Origin of the sequence: Ruegeria sp. HKCCA6837, from assembly GCF_013034475.1 — a bacterium.
GTDB lineage: Bacteria > Pseudomonadota > Alphaproteobacteria > Rhodobacterales > Rhodobacteraceae > Ruegeria.
In genome coordinates this window covers 40,360-59,569 of the sequence record NZ_WQGD01000007.1, presented here as the reverse complement: position 1 = coordinate 59,569, position 19,210 = coordinate 40,360, and the positions used below count along the sequence as shown (strand labels likewise).

Annotated in this window: 18 protein-coding genes; 10 read left to right on the top strand and 8 right to left on the bottom strand. The window is 57.1% G+C overall.

From position 1 onward, the window contains the following. Positions 1-41: 41 nt before the first annotated feature. A complete protein-coding gene (locus GOV91_RS11810) occupies positions 42-1,091 on the bottom strand; it encodes a TRAP transporter substrate-binding protein (RefSeq protein WP_171235647.1) in 1,050 nt (349 codons plus the stop codon). Between the two features lie 336 nt (positions 1,092-1,427). Here GOV91_RS11810 and GOV91_RS11805 point away from each other — a divergent pair, with 336 nt between their 5' ends. Further along, positions 1,428-2,201 carry a FadR/GntR family transcriptional regulator gene (locus GOV91_RS11805; protein WP_171176034.1) on the top strand — a complete coding sequence of 258 codons (774 nt, stop codon included), beginning with the start codon at positions 1,428-1,430 and terminating at the stop codon, positions 2,199-2,201. Between the two features lie 39 nt (positions 2,202-2,240). On the opposite strand, the gene GOV91_RS11800 is transcribed toward GOV91_RS11805, so the two are convergent. Together GOV91_RS11800 and GOV91_RS11795 are read right to left on the bottom strand one after the other, a co-directional pair. Continuing rightward, positions 2,241-2,807 (bottom strand): hypothetical protein, encoded by a 567-nt coding sequence (locus GOV91_RS11800; RefSeq protein ID WP_254440658.1) that lies wholly within the window; start codon positions 2,805-2,807, stop codon positions 2,241-2,243. A gap of 30 nt (positions 2,808-2,837) precedes the next feature. Continuing rightward, positions 2,838-3,320: an Lrp/AsnC family transcriptional regulator gene (locus tag GOV91_RS11795; RefSeq protein ID WP_171176036.1), complete on the bottom strand. Its 483-nt coding sequence runs from the start codon at positions 3,318-3,320 to the stop codon at positions 2,838-2,840. Between the two features lie 108 nt (positions 3,321-3,428). Between GOV91_RS11795 and putA the strand changes: the two genes are divergently transcribed. Both putA and GOV91_RS11785 read left to right on the top strand, forming a co-directional pair. Then, a complete protein-coding gene (gene putA, locus GOV91_RS11790) occupies positions 3,429-6,827 on the top strand; it encodes a bifunctional proline dehydrogenase/L-glutamate gamma-semialdehyde dehydrogenase PutA (protein WP_171235646.1) in 3,399 nt (1,132 codons plus the stop codon). 42 nt (positions 6,828-6,869) lie between these two features. Beyond that, on the top strand, positions 6,870-7,613 hold the full coding sequence (locus GOV91_RS11785) for a rhomboid family intramembrane serine protease (RefSeq protein ID WP_171235645.1): 744 nt from the start codon (positions 6,870-6,872) through the stop codon (positions 7,611-7,613). A gap of 13 nt (positions 7,614-7,626) precedes the next feature. Here the strand turns inward: GOV91_RS11785 and GOV91_RS11780 are convergent, their stop codons facing one another. Both GOV91_RS11780 and GOV91_RS11775 read right to left on the bottom strand, forming a co-directional pair. Continuing rightward, positions 7,627-8,412, bottom strand: coding sequence for an inositol monophosphatase family protein (locus tag GOV91_RS11780; protein ID WP_171235644.1), 786 nt, complete (start codon positions 8,410-8,412; stop codon positions 7,627-7,629). Between the two features lie 98 nt (positions 8,413-8,510). After that, positions 8,511-9,416 (bottom strand): LysR family transcriptional regulator, encoded by a 906-nt coding sequence (locus GOV91_RS11775; protein ID WP_171176278.1) that lies wholly within the window; start codon positions 9,414-9,416, stop codon positions 8,511-8,513. Between the two features lie 94 nt (positions 9,417-9,510). Here GOV91_RS11775 and metF point away from each other — a divergent pair, with 94 nt between their 5' ends. Together metF and GOV91_RS11765 are read left to right on the top strand one after the other, a co-directional pair. Beyond that, complete coding sequence (gene metF, locus GOV91_RS11770; protein ID WP_171235643.1) at positions 9,511-10,377, top strand: methylenetetrahydrofolate reductase [NAD(P)H]; 867 nt, start codon at positions 9,511-9,513, stop codon at positions 10,375-10,377. 230 nt (positions 10,378-10,607) lie between these two features. Further along, a complete protein-coding gene (locus GOV91_RS11765) occupies positions 10,608-11,273 on the top strand; it encodes a J domain-containing protein (RefSeq protein WP_171235642.1) in 666 nt (221 codons plus the stop codon). Positions 11,274-11,332: 59 nt separating this feature from the next. Here the strand turns inward: GOV91_RS11765 and GOV91_RS11760 are convergent, their stop codons facing one another. Beyond that, on the bottom strand, positions 11,333-11,851 hold the full coding sequence (locus GOV91_RS11760) for a YHS domain-containing (seleno)protein (RefSeq protein ID WP_171235641.1): 519 nt from the start codon (positions 11,849-11,851) through the stop codon (positions 11,333-11,335). A gap of 236 nt (positions 11,852-12,087) precedes the next feature. Here GOV91_RS11760 and yghU point away from each other — a divergent pair, with 236 nt between their 5' ends. Then, a complete protein-coding gene (gene yghU / locus GOV91_RS11755) occupies positions 12,088-12,966 on the top strand; it encodes a glutathione-dependent disulfide-bond oxidoreductase (protein ID WP_171235640.1) in 879 nt (292 codons plus the stop codon). A 60-nt stretch (positions 12,967-13,026) separates the two neighbouring features. Here the strand turns inward: yghU and GOV91_RS11750 are convergent, their stop codons facing one another. Continuing rightward, entirely contained in the window at positions 13,027-13,815 is a 789-nt protein-coding gene (locus tag GOV91_RS11750) for an SseB family protein (RefSeq protein WP_171235639.1), read from the bottom strand. Continuing rightward, entirely contained in the window at positions 13,808-14,395 is a 588-nt protein-coding gene (locus GOV91_RS11745) for a uracil-DNA glycosylase family protein (protein ID WP_171176053.1), read from the bottom strand. The genes GOV91_RS11750 and GOV91_RS11745 overlap by 8 nt, the downstream gene beginning before the upstream one ends. Positions 14,396-14,610: 215 nt before the next feature. On the opposite strand from GOV91_RS11745, the gene GOV91_RS11740 reads away from it, so the two are divergent. From GOV91_RS11740 to GOV91_RS11725, 4 genes are read left to right on the top strand one after another with little or no spacing between them, the layout of a single operon-like run. Beyond that, positions 14,611-15,270, top strand: coding sequence for an ABC transporter ATP-binding protein (locus tag GOV91_RS11740; protein ID WP_171176054.1), 660 nt, complete (start codon positions 14,611-14,613; stop codon positions 15,268-15,270). Beyond that, positions 15,248-16,831 carry a capsule biosynthesis protein gene (locus GOV91_RS11735; RefSeq protein WP_171235638.1) on the top strand — a complete coding sequence of 528 codons (1,584 nt, stop codon included), beginning with the start codon at positions 15,248-15,250 and terminating at the stop codon, positions 16,829-16,831. The genes GOV91_RS11740 and GOV91_RS11735 overlap by 23 nt, the downstream gene beginning before the upstream one ends. Positions 16,832-16,836: 5 nt before the next feature. After that, on the top strand, positions 16,837-17,670 hold the full coding sequence (gene kdsA, locus GOV91_RS11730; RefSeq protein ID WP_171176058.1) for a 3-deoxy-8-phosphooctulonate synthase: 834 nt from the start codon (positions 16,837-16,839) through the stop codon (positions 17,668-17,670). A 15-nt stretch (positions 17,671-17,685) separates the two neighbouring features. After that, on the top strand, positions 17,686-19,182 hold the full coding sequence (locus GOV91_RS11725; protein ID WP_171235637.1) for a phosphomannomutase/phosphoglucomutase: 1,497 nt from the start codon (positions 17,686-17,688) through the stop codon (positions 19,180-19,182). The last annotated feature ends 28 nt before the right edge of the window (positions 19,183-19,210 follow it).

Sequence of the window (19,210 nt, the reverse complement as noted above, 5' to 3'; positions counted from 1 at the left end):
CGGCGGATTCCGCCGCCCCGGTAACGTCAGTTAGGGAGAGTTTACTGACGTGGGAGGAACGCGTTGGTCTTCCACAGGTTGTAGCCGTCGCGGAATTCGTTCATGTCGGCCAGGACTTGTGCAAAAAAGGCATCGTTTGCGGCTTCTTCAGCGGCAACTTCGTCCCAGGTGGCGCGGAAGGTATCCAGCATCTCGGGCGACCACTGCTTGATGGTGACACCGTTGTTTTCAACGTTGTCGATCAGCGCGGCATGCTGGATCGCTTCACCTTCGGCAAAGCTGTCCGCCATCGACGCCTTACAGGCGCTTTCAATGATTGCCTTGTGCTGGTCGCTGGTTTCATTCCAGACGTCTTTGTTGATCAGCAGTTCGAACACAGTCGCCTGCTGGTGCCAGCCGGGGAAATAGTTGAACTTGACCAGTTTATGGAAGCCCAGGCGCGCATCAATGGCGGGCATCGAAAATTCAGTCGCGTCAATCGCGCCTTTTTCCAGCGCGGGGAAGATCTCACCACCCGGCAGCAGCGACGTTGCAACACCCAACTTCTGCATGACTTTGCCGCCCAGACCAAAGAAACGCATCTTCAGACCGTTCAGGTCTTCGGGCGAATTGATCTCGGTTGCGAACCAACCCGAGGTTTCGGGTGCGATGATCGCGCAAGGCAGAACTTTTACGTTGTAACCGGCCTGATCATACATTTCCTGATACAGAGTCATGCCGTTGCCGTAATAGAGCCACGCCATGTATTCACCCGCTTCGGGGCCAAATGGCACAGCCGAAAACAGCGGCGCAGCCGGGATTTTACCGGCCCAATATCCGGCTGTGGTGTAGCCCGAGTTGATCTTTCCAGTGGATACCGCGTCCAAAATTTCGAACGGCGGAACCAGCTTGCCCGGCTCGTACACTTTCATCTTCAGCGTGCCGCCCGACATCACGTCAAGCTGTTCGGCAACACGCGGGATCGGCGAGCCCAAGCCCGGCAATTCGGTCGAGAACGCAATCGGCGTTTTCAACAGCAGTTTGTCTGCGGCAACCGCAGGCGAGGCCAAAATGCTGGCCGCCACGGCCAAGCTCGTCAGGGTCTTTTTCATGAATTCTCCTCCAGGGTTGGTCGGGGTTACAGCCCGATCATTGGCGCGGGCTCTTCCAGCGCCGCTCCGGTGGTAAACTAACTTTACCAGAATTAACCAGTCAATAACTTTCTTTACCAATGGATGGTTTGCTCCAAAATGTCTTCGACCTTCAACGCGGCCTTAGAAACAATTTTGGCGATCTGAGAAAAACCTGAGAAATTCTAAAAACCTTTCATGAACAACAAAGTATCTAGTTATTTTCCAGAACGCTCAGACGCTTGAGTTTCGCACGAATATGGTTATGTTTATTTACCAGTTGCTTCGGATCTCCAGCTTCAAACAGGGCAGTGCATCATGAACACCAAGGCAATTTTTGAACCGGTTGGACACGAATCGTTGGCCGAGGCTGTGGTTGCACAAGTCGAAGATCTGATCGCCTCGGGCATCCTGAAACAGGGCCGGAAACTGCCTTCGGAACGCGATCTTGCCGAAATGTTGCGCGTATCGCGCCCAAAGCTACGCGAGGCGCTTCAGGTGCTGGAAGAACGCGGTCTGGTTGCCACGCAGCACGGCGAAGGCACGTTCGTGGCAGCCCTGACCGGACAGGCCATGATGCCTGCTCTTCTTGCACTGTATGAACGGCACGAGCCTGCTTTTTTTGATTATCTGGAATACCGCCGCGAGCAGGAAGGCTTCGCGGCCCGCCTTGCTGCACGTCGGGCAACCAAGGCGGACAAGGAGCGGATCGCCGAAATCCTAGACGAAAATGAGCGTGCGTGGCAGGAGCAAGACGCCAAAGCATCGCAAGAGGCAGACTTTGCGCTTCACTCAGCGATTGTCGATGCCAGTCAGAACGCAACCCTCATCCATATGATGGCGTCGATCTACGAACTCACCCGTAAAGGCGTTTTCTACAATCGTGATTTCCTGCGCACGATTGACGGAACCGGGGAAAAGCTGCTGCAGCAGCATCTAGAATTGGGTCGCGCGGTGATCGATGGCGATGAAGAACGAGCCGAAAAAGCGGCAACCGAACACATCGACTTTGTCGAAAAGTCTTTCAAACTGGGAATTGAACAGAGGCGACGTGAGGCCATGGCTGAAAAGCGGCGAATACTATCACGTTAATGGGTGACCCCCGGCTATTCGGATACCAAGGCCCTATTGTCAGATGTCTTTTCCAGGCGGTTCCAACAGACCACCCGGCTCTATCAACACCCGCTCTGACAGCCAGGGATTGAGATCAAGAGCCTCAGACAGTGCCGCTCGCGCATCCTCCAGGCGCTTCAAACCCAGCAAAGACAAAGCACGCCCGCTGAGTGCCCCAATGTGGTTTGGCGACAATTCAATTGCGACGTTCAAGTCTTGCAAAGCCGCACCAAAATCCTGCCTGAGGTAGTTTACAAAAGCTCGCTGATTGTAACCTTCAGCGTAGGTCGGACAATAGTCGACAAGTTGGTTGAAGTCGTCCAAGGCGCCCAGCAAATCCCAAGCTTCTCGTCGTGCCATCCCCCGATCCAACAAGGTTTGTGATCGAGAATCCGGTGCATCCGTCCAAAGCACCCACATCTGATCCGAGATGGCCCGCGCGTCGCTTTGCGACTCTGCCTTTTGAACCTGCTTAATGAGCGCCTCAACCCCTTCCGTATGATCCGGAGACATAGGGCATGTTTCAGCGAGCGCCAAAAGCGGAAAGGCGATCATAAGACTCGTGGCAGCGAATACTCGTTTCATGCCCCTAGGGTGGGTTGAAATCCTGTTCCGTCAAGCCTGTTGTTCAAACCCGCCAAGCATACCGGTTTCTTTAACAGCCTCCATCGCCACAAAAGTTGACGTGCTGGCAACATGCGGCAGGGATGAGATTTTCTCGGCCAAGACACGACGGTACTCGGACATCGTGGCAGTGCGAACTTTTAGAAGATAATCGAAATTCGATGCAATCATATGCGCCTGCTCGACTTCGGCGATCTTACGGACAGCGGCATTGAACTCGGCCAGCGCCTTTTCGCGCGTGTCCGTCATGCGCACTTCGACAAAAGCCACGTGATCCAGCCCAAGGCGGATCGGATCCAGCATTGCCCGATACCCCTTAATCACTCCGCTCGCCTCCAACCGCTTGAGCCGCGCCTGTGTCGGGGATTTCGACAAGCCGATCTCGCGCGCCAGATCGGCGACCGAAGCACGACCGTCTTCAGCCAAAATTTTCAGAATCGACCGATCGAACCGATCCAGATCAGGAAAGTCCATTTACACTGCCTATTTCCACAAAATCAGAACACTTGCCTTCGGATACATAAATTTTGGGCCATTGTCCTGTATTTTCCACCCTATATTAGCGCAAAGACCGGAGGACTCATGTCACACAGCCTGCGCACACTTATCGACACGCCAACCTATGCCGATCAATCGGCTGTCCTTGATACCCTGATCACTCAAGCAGACCTGACGGATGCAGATCGTGTCATAATCTGCGCCGCCGCGGCGCAGTTGGTTCGCGACATCCGCTCCAGCACTTCGCCGGGGTTGATGGAAGTGTTTCTGGCCGAATACGGCCTGTCTACTGATGAAGGCATCGCATTGATGTGTTTGGCCGAAGCGTTGCTGCGCGTGCCGGATGCTGACACTATCGACGCGTTGATAGATGACAAGATCGCTCCGTCCGACTGGGGCAAACATCTGGGAAAATCCTCGTCATCGCTGGTGAACGCGTCCACGTGGGCGCTGATGCTGACCGGTAAAGTTCTGGACGAGGGCAAAGCCTCTCCGGTCGGGGCATTGCGAGGGGCCATAAAACGACTGGGTGAGCCAGTGATCCGAACCGCCGTGGCCCGAGCGATGAAGGAAATGGGACGGCAATTCGTTCTGGGTGAATCCATTCAATCCGCGATGGATCGCGCCCGTGGAATGGAGGGAAAGGGCTATACCTATTCCTACGACATGCTGGGCGAAGCCGCGCGGACCGAGGCGGACGCAGCGCGCTATCACCTGTCATACTCCCGCGCTATTTCGGCCATTGCCGATGCTTGCACCCATGACGACATCCGTGCCAATCCAGGTATCTCGGTCAAGCTGTCCGCCCTGCATCCTCGCTATGAGCTGGCGCAGGAACAGAGGGTCATGGACGAGTTGGTCCCGCGACTGCGGGCTCTGGCACTGCTGGCCAAAGCCGCCGGCATGGGTCTGAACGTCGATGCAGAAGAGGCAGACCGCCTGTCGCTATCGCTGCAGGTTATCGAAGCGGTCATGTCTGATCCGGCCCTCGCCGGGTGGCACGGGTTCGGTATCGTGGTGCAGGCTTACGGACCGCGCGCCGGGCTGGTTCTGGATACGCTGTACGACATGGCGCAGCGCCACGACCGCAAGCTGATGGTGCGCCTGGTCAAAGGGGCCTATTGGGACACCGAGATCAAACGCGCGCAAGTCGAAGGCGTGGATGGGTTTCCAGTGTTCACCCACAAGGCAGCAACCGATGTCTCGTACATCGCCAATGCCCGCAAACTGCTGAACATGACCGACCGGATCTACCCGCAATTTGCCACCCACAACGCCCATACGGTCAGCGCCATCCTGCATATGGCCGACGATCAACCTTATGAGTTCCAGCGCCTGCATGGCATGGGCGAAACTTTGCATCAGATCGTGATGAACAAACAGAACACCCGGTGCCGGATTTATGCGCCGGTCGGGGCGCATCGTGACCTGCTGGCATATCTAGTGCGACGCCTGTTGGAAAACGGAGCAAACTCGTCTTTCGTCAACCAGATCGTCGATGAAAACGTGCCCCCGGAAGAGGTCGCCGCAGATCCGTTTGTCACTGTAAAGACGCCGCCGCCCGCCCTGCCGACAGGACCCGAGCTGTTTCAACCAGAACGCCCTAACTCCAAAGGGTTTGATCTGCACCACACGCCCACTCTGGATCGGATCGAGGCGGCGCGGGATGGGTTCCGGGTCTATCACTGGTTTGCTCAACCTCTATTGGCCGACAAGGCCAAACCAGAGGCCGAAGAACCTGTTACCAACCCGGCCAACCCGCAGGACCGGCCCGGATTCGTTGCGCCAGCCAGCGCGGCGGATGTAGAGTTGGCCCTGGCCTCGGCCAACCCCTGGGACACACCGGCTGCTGAGCGTTCGCGCGTTCTGAACGCTGCTGCCGATCTTTATGAAGCGAACTATGGCGAGCTTTTCGCCCTTCTTGCTCGCGAAGCCGGGAAATCCCTGCCTGACGCTGTGGCGGAACTGCGCGAGGCGGTGGACTTCCTACGGTATTACGCGGCCAACATTCCTGCGGCCAAGCCTGCGGGTATTTTCACCTGTATCAGCCCGTGGAACTTCCCTCTGGCCATTTTCTCAGGGCAGATCGCAGCGGCGCTGGCCACCGGAAATGCTGTGTTGGCCAAACCTGCGCCTCAGACGCCTTTGGTTGCGCATCGCGCGATTCAATTGATGCATGAGGCGGGCGTACCACGCGACGCACTGCAATTGCTGCCCGGAGGACCTGCTGTAGGCGCAGCGCTGACGTCGGATGAACGCATTTCGGGTGTGGCCTTCACCGGGTCGACAGCCACCGCGCTCAAAATCAGGGCCGCGATGGCCGAGAGCATGCGCCCCGGTACGCCGCTGATCGCGGAAACTGGCGGCTTGAACGCCATGATCATCGACAGCACGGCCCTGCCCGAACAAGCAGTACAATCAATCATCGAAAGCGCTTTTCAGTCGGCGGGCCAGCGTTGTTCAGCCCTGCGGTGCCTGTACCTGCAGGAAGACATCGCCGAAGACGTTCTGACCATGCTCAAAGGGGCAATGGACGCGCTGAGCATCGGAGACCCTTGGCTGATCTCAACCGATTGCGGCCCGGTGATCGACGAGCAGGCCCGGCAAGGCATAGCTGATCACGTGGCCAAAGCGCGCAGCGAAGGGCGGGTTCTGAAAGAGCTTCCGCTGCCGCCCGAAGGCACTTTTGTTGCCCCTACCCTGATCGAGGTTTCTGGTATTGCCGCGCTGGAACGCGAGATTTTCGGTCCTGTGCTGCACGTGGCCCGATTCAAGGCGCAGGAGATCGACAAGGTCATCGCCGAAATAAACGCCACTGGATACGGGCTGACCTTTGGACTGCACACGCGCATCGACGACCGGGTGCAGCATGTGACCGAGGCGATCCATGCGGGCAACATCTATGTGAACCGCAACCAGATCGGCGCCATCGTTGGCTCTCAGCCCTTTGGGGGCGAAGGGCTTTCGGGCACCGGCCCCAAGGCGGGTGGGCCGAACTACATGGCCCGCTTCTGCGCGCCGGATCGTCAAAATACGGCGGATACCTGGGGTGCTGTAGCCGACTTGCCCGCCCCTCAAGGGCAGCCTGTGCCGGTCAAAACTCAATCCTTGCCCGGTCCCACAGGTGAATCGAACCGCCTGAGCGAATACCCACGCTCACCCTTGCTGTGTATGGGCCCTGGAGAGGCCGCAGCGCGCGCGCAGGCCGAGGCTGTTCAGGCGCTTGGCGGTACGGTCATTCAAGCGATCGGGATGCTGGACCTGCACCGGTTGGAAAACCTGACCGACATCTCAGGCGTGTTGTGGTGGGGGGATGACGAAACAGCCCGGCAGATCGAGCAGCATCTGGCGCGCCGCGACGGCCCAATTCTGCCGCTGATCCCCGGCAAGCCCGACCGTGCGCGGGTTCTGGGCGAACGTCATGTCTGCGTCGACACGACAGCTGCGGGCGGAAACGCTGCGTTGTTGGGAGGTGCGGCATAAGCTTGCATTGACGCTGGGCGCGCAAAAGCCCAGCGTCTCATCATGTTTCCGATCCGTGACCATAACCCTTCGGGGCGCACGCCTTACGTTGTATATGCCCTGATGGCCGCCAACATCCTGATCTTTCTCAGCTATGTGGGGATCATGGATGAAGGGCCGAAGATCAGCAGGCTGTTTTATGACTACGCCATCATCCCGGCGCGGGTCAGCGACGGGTTTGGGTTGGAAACCCTTGTGACATCCATGTTCCTGCACGGCGGCTGGACGCATCTGGCGGGAAACATGCTGTTCTTATGGATCTTCGGAGACAACCTGGAAGACGAGATGGGCCACCTGCCCTTCCTTCTGTTCTATCTGGCAGCTGGGATTGGCGCTGGCCTCATTCACATCATTACTGGGCCGGACTCTCAGGTGCCGACCGTTGGCGCCTCGGGCGCGATTGCAGGTGTGATGGGCGGGTATCTGCTGCTGTTTCCGAAAGCACGGGTGGATATCCTGCTGATCCTGATCGTCTATTTCAGGGTCTTCACCATTCCGGCCTTCATCATGCTGGGGATCTGGCTGGCGATACAGTTCTTTGGCAGCATCACCAGCAATCCAGACGAAGGCGGTATTGCCTATTGGGCCCATACCGGAGGCTTTGCCGTGGGTTTGATCCTGTGCATACCGCTTTGGCTGCGGCGTGGAGGCGCGCAGTTCTGGGACCGCACCCGCGGGCACCCGCCCCACCCGGAAGCGAAGTACAAGCTTTCGCGGTCACGTATTCCGCGTGTTCCGCGCCGGTAAAGTTAAGAGCGGCTCAGCCCCGGATCACTTTGGCGAACTGATCAAAGATCGGTTCGTTCGAGCAAATCACTTCACCATCCTCCAGCACATTGCCTTCGGGGTTCAGTGCCTGCACGAAGCCGCCTGCCTCTTTCACGATGATGATACCAGCCGCCAGATCCCATGCGTTCAGGCGGCGTTCCCAGAAACCTTCGTACCGGCCAGCGGCGACATACGCCATATCAAGCGCAGCAGCACCCCAGCGGCGCACACCGGCGCAAGCGGGCATCAAACGCGCCAGGTCTTGCAGGGTCGCGGGCAGATCCGAACGACCCCCAAAGGGCAGACCAGTCGCGAAGACCGACTCGATCATGCGGTGACGGCCCGACACGCGAATGCGGGTGTCGTTCATCCATGCACCCTCGCCCTTCTCAGCAAAGAACATTTCATCCTTGGCAGCGTCATAGATCACACCGGCAACAATCTTGCCCTTGTGTTCAAGAGCGATTGAGATCGCCCAATGCGGCAGGCCGTGCAGGAAGTTGGTGGTGCCATCCAACGGATCGACAATCCAGCGGCGGGTCGGATCTTCGCCGTCAATCGCGCCACCTTCTTCGGCCAGCCAGCCATAGGTTGGACGCGCGCCCAGCAACTCTTCTTTCAGGATGGCTTCGGCTGCGATATCGGCCTTTGAGACGAAGTCTCCCGCGCCTTTCATCGACACCTGCAAATTCTCGACTTCACGGAAATCCTTGACCAAAGAACGCCCCGCTTTGCGCGCGGCTTTGATCATGATGTTGAGATTTGCACTGCCAACCATTGTCAAAAGGCTCCTGTCCGGTCAAACCGCGCGTATACTGCTGCAATGCGCCCTTGCCAAGAGGAATGATACGCATAACAGACCCCCGGAAAACGCCGTTACTGGGATTGCAGCTTGCGCGCCTCATCTCGGGCCAGTTTCACCAGTTCCTGAACGTAAGGTTTCTCAAGATCCTCCGACCGGATCGCAGCGTACAGGCGTCGCGTGATCCCTTCTTTTGTCAGGGGTCGGGTCACGTAATCCGAGTTATATTTCACCTCGCGCACAACCCAATCCGGCAGGACCGAAACCCCCCGGTTTGACGCGACCAGCAGCAGTATTACGGCGGTCAGTTCCACTTGGCGGATTGTTGCGGGCTCAACCCGTGCAGGGATCAGCAACTGGCTGAACACATCCAGACGCGTGCGCTCGACCGGATAGGTGATCAGGGTTTGTCCCCGAAAATCTTCGGCCTCGATATACTCTTTTTCAGCCAGGGGATGGGTTGAAGCCGCCACAAAGACAGCGTTGTAGTCAAACAGCTCCACAAACTCGACACCCGGCAGGTCTTCGGGGTCGGACGAGACCACCAGATCTACCTCTTCCTTTTGCAAGGCCGGAAGCGCGTCAAAGGCCAGACCTGGGCGGATGTCCACATCGACATCGCCCCAAGACTTTCTGAAGGCTTCGAGCACCGGAAACAGCCATTCGAAACAGGCGTGGCATTCGATTGCGATATGCATCCGCCCGGTGCGCCCGTCCCTCAGCGAAGAAAATTCATGCTGAGCGGCCTCAACCTGCGGCAGGATCTGTTCAGCCAAGCGAAGCAAGCGCAACCCGGCGGCCGACAGTTTCATGGGTTTCGAGCGGCGCAGAAACAGTTCGACCCCCGCCTGATCCTCTAACCCTTTGATCTGATGACTTAACGCAGACTGAGTGATGTTCAACTGGTCTGCTGCACGGGCCAGCCCACCGCATTCATGGATCGCTTTGATTGTACGGAGGTGCCGGAACTCAATGTGCATTTCGAACAGCATTCATGTTGTTGTTGAATAATATGAGTTTGTCTCACATTGCTCGCCATGGCACAAGAGGCTCAGATGATCCAGCGAGGCCGTTATGTCCAAACCTGAAATTTCCTTTGAGTTCTTTCCGCCCAAAACTCTGGAAGCCTCTTTTCGTCTTTGGGACACGGTTCAGACCTTGGCTCCATTGGACCCTCGCTTTGTTTCGGTCACCTATGGTGCAGGTGGCACGACACGTGAACTTACACGCGACGCGGTCTCGACCTTGCATAAGTCGTCGGGGTTGAACGTCGCTGCACATCTGACCTGCGTCGATGCCTCACGGCAGGAAACATTGGAGATCGCCGACACGTTTGCGCGTGCCGGTGTGCAGGACATTGTCGCCCTGCGCGGTGACCCGCCGAAGGGTCAGGACAAATTCGAACCCCACCCCGACGGGTTTGCCAATTCGGTTGAGTTGATCGAAGCCCTGGCCGAAACCGAGATGTTCAGCATTCGCGTCGGCGCCTATCCTGACAAACACCCCGAAGCTGCCGATTTGGCTGCGGATGTGGATTGGCTGAAGGCCAAGCTGGACGCTGGTGCTGATGAAGCTCTGACGCAGTTTTTCTTCGAGGCTGAAACCTTCTTTCGGTTCCGTGACGCCTGCGCCAAAGCGGGCATCGATAAGCCGATTGTGCCCGGCATTCTGCCGATCGAGAACTGGGCAGGTGCCCGCAATTTCGCCAAGCGCTGCGGCACACATATTCCTGTGTGGGTCGAAAACGCCTTTGAAAAAGCTGTGCGCGACAGGCGTGAAGATTTGCTGGCAACAGCGATATGCACCGAGCTGTGTTCAGATCTGATCGATGGCGGCGTGGATAAGCTGCATTTCTACACCCTCAACCGCCCGGAACTGACGCGGGATGTATGTTTCGCACTCGGCATTACGCCGCAGGTTGAACTGGAAAACGTCGCCTGACTTACCAAAATCATCAATGATTCGCCCGGGTTACGTTCACACTCGGGCGATTTTCATCCTGCTTTGTGCAAACTGTTTCACACTCTCATAACCAAATTCACAGTTTTCGCGACAATTGAATCTCAAGATCCCAATTGTTATCCGCACCCCCGCAAATCCACCCCGAAAATTGACAAAACTATGTCCAGGGCGACACTTGGGGCGTATAGTTTGTAATGAGTGTTTTGAGTATGGAACCTGTAGATAAAGTGCGTGCGCGCACCGATGCCCTTGCAGATTTGGGATTACCCCCATCTGCCAGTTCCCGCGAAATCCGAGAGGCGTGGCGACAGATCGCCTTTCATTCGCATCCCGATCACAGGGAAGGGGACAGTTCTGGGTTTTCACGCGCCAAGGCCGCCTATGACTTTCTGCGGAAAGAGGGTTTGGCAAAAAAAGGTGGGGGCAATGCTGGCCCGACTCAGCCGCGCCGTCCCCGTTTGAAAAAGCGGATCATTGAACTTCCGCAGGAAGAAATTTCGGCCTGCAAGGCAATGCTAAGTCCCGATCAGGTGTTGTCACATCGACACGGCGAAGATGATGCACCAGGCATACCCGAAGCGTGCGTATCGGACCATGTACCGGACGCAGTTGGCTGCTACGGTCGGCATTTGACCTACTTCGTCACCACGCCTGTGCATCATGGCGCAAATCGGGTGGCTCTGCCGACCACGGTGCTAAGCGGTGCGCGACATACCGAGGCAGAGATCCTGAGCTTTCAGTCCAAGGATACCGGCGCCGGAGAGGTGGTGATCCCGGACACGATCCGTGAACGCAAATTTCCAGGGGCCAAGAGCGTGAAGATCCGGTTTGACGCCGATCAGGACATCCGGGATCAATTCTGGCTAGCGGGCTGATCGCAAAAAGCCCGGCTAAGGTAGCCGGGCTTTGAACTTGTCACATTCTCGCTGTGAGATCAGTTGGTAACCGGGCCTTCCGAGGTGAATTTTGGGATAACATTGGTCGAGGCGTCCGAGGATTCGATGCCTGGCCAGTTGCCTTCTGCGATGTTGATGTTGCCCGGCACATCTTCTTCCCAGAAGCCAACAACCACATCGGTGATGTTCAGATAAAGCTTGTCATCGACGATGCGCCACAGGTTAGGGTTGGCTGGAACTTTACCGCCCTTGGACACACCATAAGCGCAGTGGCCATCATATTGCGGAGCATAATAGGCCGGGTTCTCAAGGAACTTGTCACGGTTTTCTTCAGTCGCGAAAGCCCAGGTTGCGCCGTTGTATTCTGCGGTTATATCAGCGTTTCCGCGCACACCTTCTGGCTGCGACTGCCCAATCGAAACCTGATCCAGGCTGCGATAGGCAACAACGTCATAGCCCGAAACCGCAAAACCGGTTCCATCAACATATTGAGGTCCGGCAAAAGCGGGTACCGCCAAGGCCATGCCTGCAGCGAAGGTCAATGCAAAGCGTTTCATGTGGTCTATCCTTTTCATATCAACTGTGTCCGTGGAGCCGTCATGGCAGGTCTGCCAAGACAATATGCGATTCACGCGCGGTTCGTAGTCCTCCTAACGCCCCTGTGACCCCGCACGGGAAAACGTGAGAGTTTGGTCGCGGATTGTTACAGAAAAAGCCTGAAGCACCGGGTTGGACTCGGCGATTTGCAATATTAGCTGTAAGACAGCCACGGTATAGGCATGAAAGGCAAGAGATGAGCGACCAATCCCCCTACACCCCCCCAGCGGTCTGGACCTGGGACAGTAAAAGCGGCGGCCAGTTCGCCAATATCAACCGGCCGATTGCCGGTGCGACCCACGACAAAGACCTGCCTGTGGGACGCCACCCCCTGCAGCTGTATTCGCTGGCCACGCCCAACGGTGTGAAAGTCACTGTGATGCTGGAAGAGCTTTTGGCGCTGGGCCACGAGGGGGCCGAATACAACGCCTGGCTGATCAACATCGGTGAGGGTGATCAGTTTGGCTCAGGCTTTGTCGATGCCAACCCGAACTCAAAAATCCCCGCCCTTTGGGATCGGTCGGGCAAAGAGCCTGTTCGCGTGTTCGAAAGCGCCTCGATCCTGTTCCATCTGGCCGAAAAATTTGGAGCGTTCCTGCCCGCGTCCGGCCCTGAGCGGACCGAAGTGATGAACTGGGTGTTCTGGCAGATGGGCAGCGCGCCCTATCTGGGCGGCGGGTTCGGCCATTTCTACGCCTATGCACCCGAGAAATGGGAATACCCGATCAATCGTTTCGCGATGGAGACCAAGCGCCAGCTAGACGTTCTGGATCGGGAATTGGCGGATAAGACCTTCATCGCTGGAGACGAGTACACGATTGCCGACATGGCGATCTGGCCGTGGTATGGCCAGCTGGTTCTGGGTCGCCTCTACAGTGCTGCCGAGTTCCTGGATGTTGAATCATACAAGAACGTCATGCGTTGGGCCAAAGAGATTGACGCGCGTCCAGCAGTTCAGCGTGGTCGAATGGTCAACCGCGCCTTTGGCGAGCCGCACACGCAGCTTCACGAGCGCCATGACGCCAGCGATTTCGAAAACCGTACGCAGGACAAGTTGGAAGCGGCTGCGGAGTAACCGCATTCCAAGCGAAACACCACGCGGTGCAACGTGCGCCGCGTGTTTGCGTCTTGTCGGTTACTTCAGAATTGGCGGGTTGTCCGGATCGCTGCCGGGGGCTTCCCGCATCGGCTCAGCCACCTGCGGCTGAGGCAGATCAAACCGAAGCCCCACCTTGGCCAGCAACGCGGCAGTGGGCGCACTGGCCGCGAAAAAACCAACATCCATTGCACCAGCCTCGATCCCGGAAAAGGTCAGCGCCTCGGACGCGGCCTTGGCTAACGCGGCCTCGGCCCCGTCAACTGCATCGACAAAGCCCAACATATGCCCCTGTGCGCCGGTCTCTGACTTGGTTGCAACCAAATAGGCCGCGCGCGCCAGCCCGCCCGCGGTTGCCAGTTTGGCATCCAAGGCGGTCAGCAAACTATCGGGCAAGCCAGACGGCGGCATGAATTCAGCCAGTTTTTCCTCGACCTCTTGTGGATCGTGTTGCAGCGTTTCGGCCAGCCACCCCAATGCCTCTGCCGGCACCAGCATCGATGAAGGCGCGGTTTCCAGGTTCAGGCCCAGCCCGATCGCCTGCCCTGCCAGCATCCCGGAGAGCACCCGTCCCGAAAGCGCCACGTAAGGTACAGGGCGACCTGCGAACTGCGCCAACCGTTCCTCTCGGTCAAAAGCCAGCACAAAGCGCCCATCCGCCACGTCGAACAATTCGGGCGAGATATTCTCGTCCTTCGCTTCCTCGGTCAGCATCAGGAACAGCTCGCTGTCGGCAAGCCGCTCAAAGAAACGTAGCCGGGCGGCATCGTTTCGCGGATCCGCCTGCATCGCGGCATGTGCTGCGTCCAACGCCGTGGTTTCAGTCATTCAACACCTCTTGGACCCGCGCGCGCAGAACCGGCAAAAGCTCGGTCTCGAACCACGGGTTTTTCTTCAACCATGCCGTATTGCGCCAGGACGGATGTGGCAAGGCAAAGACCCGCGGCGCATGGTCCTGCCAGCCTTGCACGGTGCTTGTGACCGAACCTCGCGCACCAAGGTGATACTTGTGCGCATGACCACCAACCAAAACGGTCAGCGGCACCTGGCCCAAAACGCTCATCACCCGATCATGCCAGGTCTTTCGGCACACGGCGGGCGGCGGAAGGTCCGCGCTGCGTGCATCGTAACCGGGAAAGCAGAACGCCATAGGTACAATCGACACGCGGTCACGATCATAGAAGATCGTCTCATCAATCCCCAACCATTGCCGAAGCCTGTCACCTGACGGATCGGTAAAGGGCCGCCCCGACTCGTGCACTTTCGCACCTGGGGCCTGCCCTGCGATCAAAATGGGCGTACCAACGCGGAACCAAACAACCGGGCGGGGTTCATGGGCTGTTTCAGTCTGCGCAAACTTATCAGCACACAGTCGGCAAGCGCGAATTTCCTCGGCAAGGCTGTCCATCGGAATTCAAAACCTCTTGCGGCCCAAGTGTCACGATGGGGAACATAGGGTCCACCAGCCACACCGCCAATGCAGTTGTCACAGGTTTTACCGCAATGCATTGATCATTTGTTTCATAATTCGACATAATGTAGCCAACATGGATTGGTAAAAATAACCCTTTGCAGCCGTCTCAAAGAACGGCAACGCCACGGAACACGAGCAGCAGGCCCCGAATGTTAGAGTTCGACAATGTCAGCAAGTCCTTCTGGACCGGAACACGCCGCAAGGTGATTCTGGATCAGGTCTCGTTCCGGGTCGAACTGGGTACGTCGCTGGGCGTTCTGGCCCCGAACGGCACCGGAAAAACCACGCTGATCAACATGATGGCCGGTTTGGAAAAACCTGACGAAGGCGTGATCCGTCGCGAATGTCGTGTGTCGTTTCCCATGGGGTTCACCGGTGGTGTGTCGGGAAAACTGTCCGCGCTGGAGAACGCGCGCTATATCGCCAAGATCTATGGCATGGACCCGGACTATGTCGAAGCCTATTGCAAATGGCTCTGCGGGTTGGGTGAGTATTTCGATCAGCCGCTTGCGACCTATTCTGCCGGGATGCGATCCCGGTTCACCTTTTCACTGATGCTGGCGCTGGATTTCGACATGTATCTGATCGACGAAGGGATGCCTGCGTCGACGGATGTCGAATTCAACGAAAAGGCCGGATCAATCCTGAAAGAAAAACTAAGGACCACAACGCTGGTCATCGTTTCGCACAGCTCGTCTGTGTTGGAAAAGTTTGCCCAGCAAGCCGCCGTTTTGCTGAACGGTCAATTGTACATGTTTGAATCCTTGGAAGAGGCTAAGCAGCTATATGACTACGAATCCCAAGGTTAGAAAGTATAGCGGGCACCGCAACCGGCCAAGCGAAGGTTCGGCTGAGGCGCGGGCCGATGCGATCTCGCGCATTCGCAATGCAACGCAAGGCCAGCCTTCTGTAGATGAAGCCCAGCCGGGCGCGCAGCTGGACGACATCAAACGTGAGGGCCTGACTGGCCGACAATTGCGCATCGCGCGCAGGCTGGCGCAGAAACATGGGCTGGCTGCGACCTCGGATTACGATGCCGTGCGCCTGCTGCGTCAGAAAGGCATCGACCCTTTCCAACGCACAAATCTTCTGGATCTTGCTGCGGCCAAGCCCTCTGCTCAGAACGAGAACAATAACGCCAAAGACAAGGTCAGTATAAAACTGCCGCAGGCCGTAGGCGCGGAAAAATCCAACCTACCCGGACCCGAGCTCAGCCCCACTGAACGCCGCAACCTTGAGATTGGGGAAATACAGAAAGACATTGCCCGCAGACGTCGGCGCAAGCTGTTTGCCTTATTTGCGCGTCTGGCCGTTTTTGTTTTTCTGCCGACCTTTGTCGTGGGCTTCTATTTCTACCGCATCGCTACTCCGATGTACGCCAGCGATTCCGAGTTTTTGATCCTACAGGCCGATGGCGGGCCAGGCAGCGTCGGCGGCTTGTTGGCGGGAACCCAGTTTGCCACAACACAGGATTCGATTTCGGTACAGTCTTTCCTTGAATCGAAAGAGGCGCTGCTGCTGCTGGATCAGGACGCAGGATTTTCTGATGTCTTCAAACAAGATTGGATCGACCCGATCCAGAGACTGGCGCCCGATGCCTCGTTGGAAGACGCATACAAACTGTTCAAACGTATGATCACCATCGGCTATGACCCAACAGAAGGGGTCATCCGGATGGAAGTCGCCGCCCCGGATCCACAAACCTCTACCGAGTTTTCGGAACGTTTGATCTCCTATGCGGAAAACCGGGTGAACGCGCTGTCTGGGAAAAAGCGCGAAGACCAGATGCGCGACGCCATCCAGAGCTTTGAGTCCGCGCAGGAGGCGCGCAAACAAGCGCAGGAAGAACTGATTGAGCTTCAGCTTCAGGGCGCGGTTCTGGACCCAGAAAACGTGATCGCCAGCCTGAGAAGCCGAATTACCGAAATCGAAATATTGGTTCAGGACAAAGAGCTTGAGCTTGCCGCCCTGCTGGACAACCTTCGACCAAACAAAGCCAAAGTTGACGGGGTTGAGGCCGATATCGCCCGGTTGGAAAAAGTGCTGGAAGACCTGAATGCCGAAATGCTGGATGCCTCAGCCGGCGAAAACTCGCTGGCAAGGCTGAGCGTGCGCATACAGATCGCCCAGGCTGATCTGGCCGCCCGTGACATGATGCTGCAAACGGCAATGCAGCAAATGGAATCGACCCGATCCGAAGCCAACCGGCAAGTTCGGTACCTGACCGTTTCGGTGAACCCTATTCCCAGTCAGGAACCCACCTATCCGCGCAAGTTCGAAAATACGATTTTGGCATTCCTGTTATTTGCTGGTATCTACCTGATGATCTCGCTTACCGCGTCGGTCCTTCGTGAACAGGTATCCTCATAAGACCCATGAAACATGTAAAAATCTCCGACCTGACAGTCGGCAATGACCTTCCGCTGACCATCATCGCAGGCCCCTGCCAGCTTGAAACGGCAGACCACGCGCAAATGATTGCGGGCAAGATGAAAGAAGCCTGTGATGCGGCTGGGGCGCAATATGTGTTCAAGGCGTCTTATGACAAAGCGAACCGGACGTCACTGTCAGGCAAGCGTGGCATGGGAATCGATGCGGGCCTGCAGGTTCTGGATGACATTCGCAAAACGATGGGCATCCCGGTCCTGACAGATGTTCACACCGAAGCACAATGCGCTATCGCGGCCGAAGCGGTGGACGTCCTGCAAATCCCAGCCTTCCTGTGCCGTCAGACAGACATGCTGCTGGCCGCTGGTGAAACCGGCAGGGCCGTCAATGTCAAGAAAGGTCAATTCCTGGCCCCTTGGGAGATGACGAATATCGTCGACAAGGTCGAAAGCACGGGAAACCAGAACATTCTGCTGACCGAGCGTGGCACGTCGTTTGGATACAACACCTTGGTCGCAGACATGCGCGGCCTGCCCCAAATGGCAAAAACCGGCTATCCGGTTGTCATGGATGCGACCCATTCGGTCCAGCAACCCGGTGGAAAAGGCGGTTCGTCCGGCGGACAGCGCGAGTTCGCGCCCGTGATGGCCCGGGCGGCTGTTTCATTGGGAATTGGCGCAGTTTTTATTGAAACGCATCAAGAACCTGACACAGCGCCGTCTGACGGCCCAAACATGATCCCATTGGACCAAATGCCCCAACTTATTGACACATTGATGCGTTTTGATGCGCTGGCCAAAGCGAATCCTATTCAGATTTAACGATTGAGACCTGTTATGACCAAACCCCTCCCCGAGGTGACACCCAACACCTGGAGCTTTCTGCGCGACGCGATGATCAAACCCACCGGGTTTCGCGAATATGATGCCCGCTGGAAATACCCCGAAGAGATCAACCTGCCCGGCATGACTGCACTGGGCTTAGGGCTGGGCACCCAGATGCGCAGGCGCGGGATTGAGCCCGTGATCGCCGTTGGCAACGACTATCGCGATTATTCGTTGGCGATCAAAAATGCTTTGATCCTTGGCCTGATGCAGGCCGGTATCCGCGTTAAGGATATTGGCCCCGCGCTCAGCCCGATGGCTTATTTCGCGCAGTTTCATCTGGATGTGCCTGCCGTTGCGATGGTCACGGCCAGCCACAACCCAAACGGCTGGACCGGTGTGAAAATGGGTTTTGATCGCCCTCTGACCCATGGCCCGGATGAAATGTCGGAACTGCGCGATATCGTGCTGAACGGTGAAGGCCAACAGCACGAAGGTGCATCATACGAATTCGTCGGAGGCGTGAAAGAAGCTTACATCGATGACCTCGTCGGTGATTTCAAAATGTCCCGCCCGCTGAAGGTGGTCTGTGCCACTGGCAATGGCACCGCCTCGGCCTTTGCGCCTGAGATTTTCGAGCGGATCGGGGTCGAGGTCGTACCCAGCCACAACCGGCTGGACTATACCTTCCCTCATTACAACCCGAACCCCGAAGCGATGGAGATGTTGCACGACATGTCCGCCACGGTGAAATCCAGCGGTGCCGATCTGGCGCTTGGGTTTGACGGGGACGGCGACCGTTGCGGTGTCGTCGATGACGAGGGTGAAGAGATTTTCGCAGACAAGGTGGGCGTGATCATGGCCCGCGATCTGGCCAAGCTGTATCCGGGATCGACTTTTGTCGCGGATGTGAAATCCACCGGCTTGTTTGCCAGTGACCCCGAATTGAAGGCTTTGGATGTCAAAGCGGATTACTGGAAAACCGGCCACAGCCACATGAAACGACGCGTTAAAGAAATTGGCGCATTGGCCGGGTTCGAAAAGTCCGGCCACTACTTTCTGGCCGAGCCCGTTGGGCGTGGCTATGACTGCGGTATGCGCGTGGCGGTCGAGATCTGCAAGCTAATGGACCGCAACCCGGATCAAAGCATGTCGGACCTGCGCAAAGCGCTGCCAAAAACCTGGTCAACCCCGACCATGTCACCTTATGCCTCTGACACCGAGAAATACGATATCCTTCAGCGCTTGGTCGACAAGCTGGTTGCCAAAGGCGAAGCGAGCGAAACCTTTGCGGGCCGCGCTATCAAGGAGGTTGTTACAGTCAACGGCGCGCGCGTTATTCTGGACAACGGCAGTTGGGGGTTGGTGCGGGCATCGTCCAACACCCCCAATCTGGTGGTTGTTTGCGAAAGCAGCGAAAGCGAAGCTGAGATGCGCGCGATCTTTGCCGATATCGATGCCGTCATCCGAACCGAGCCGGGTGTTGGTGATTACGACCAGACCATCTGAATGTATCGGCTTGGAGCATCATCGTGCT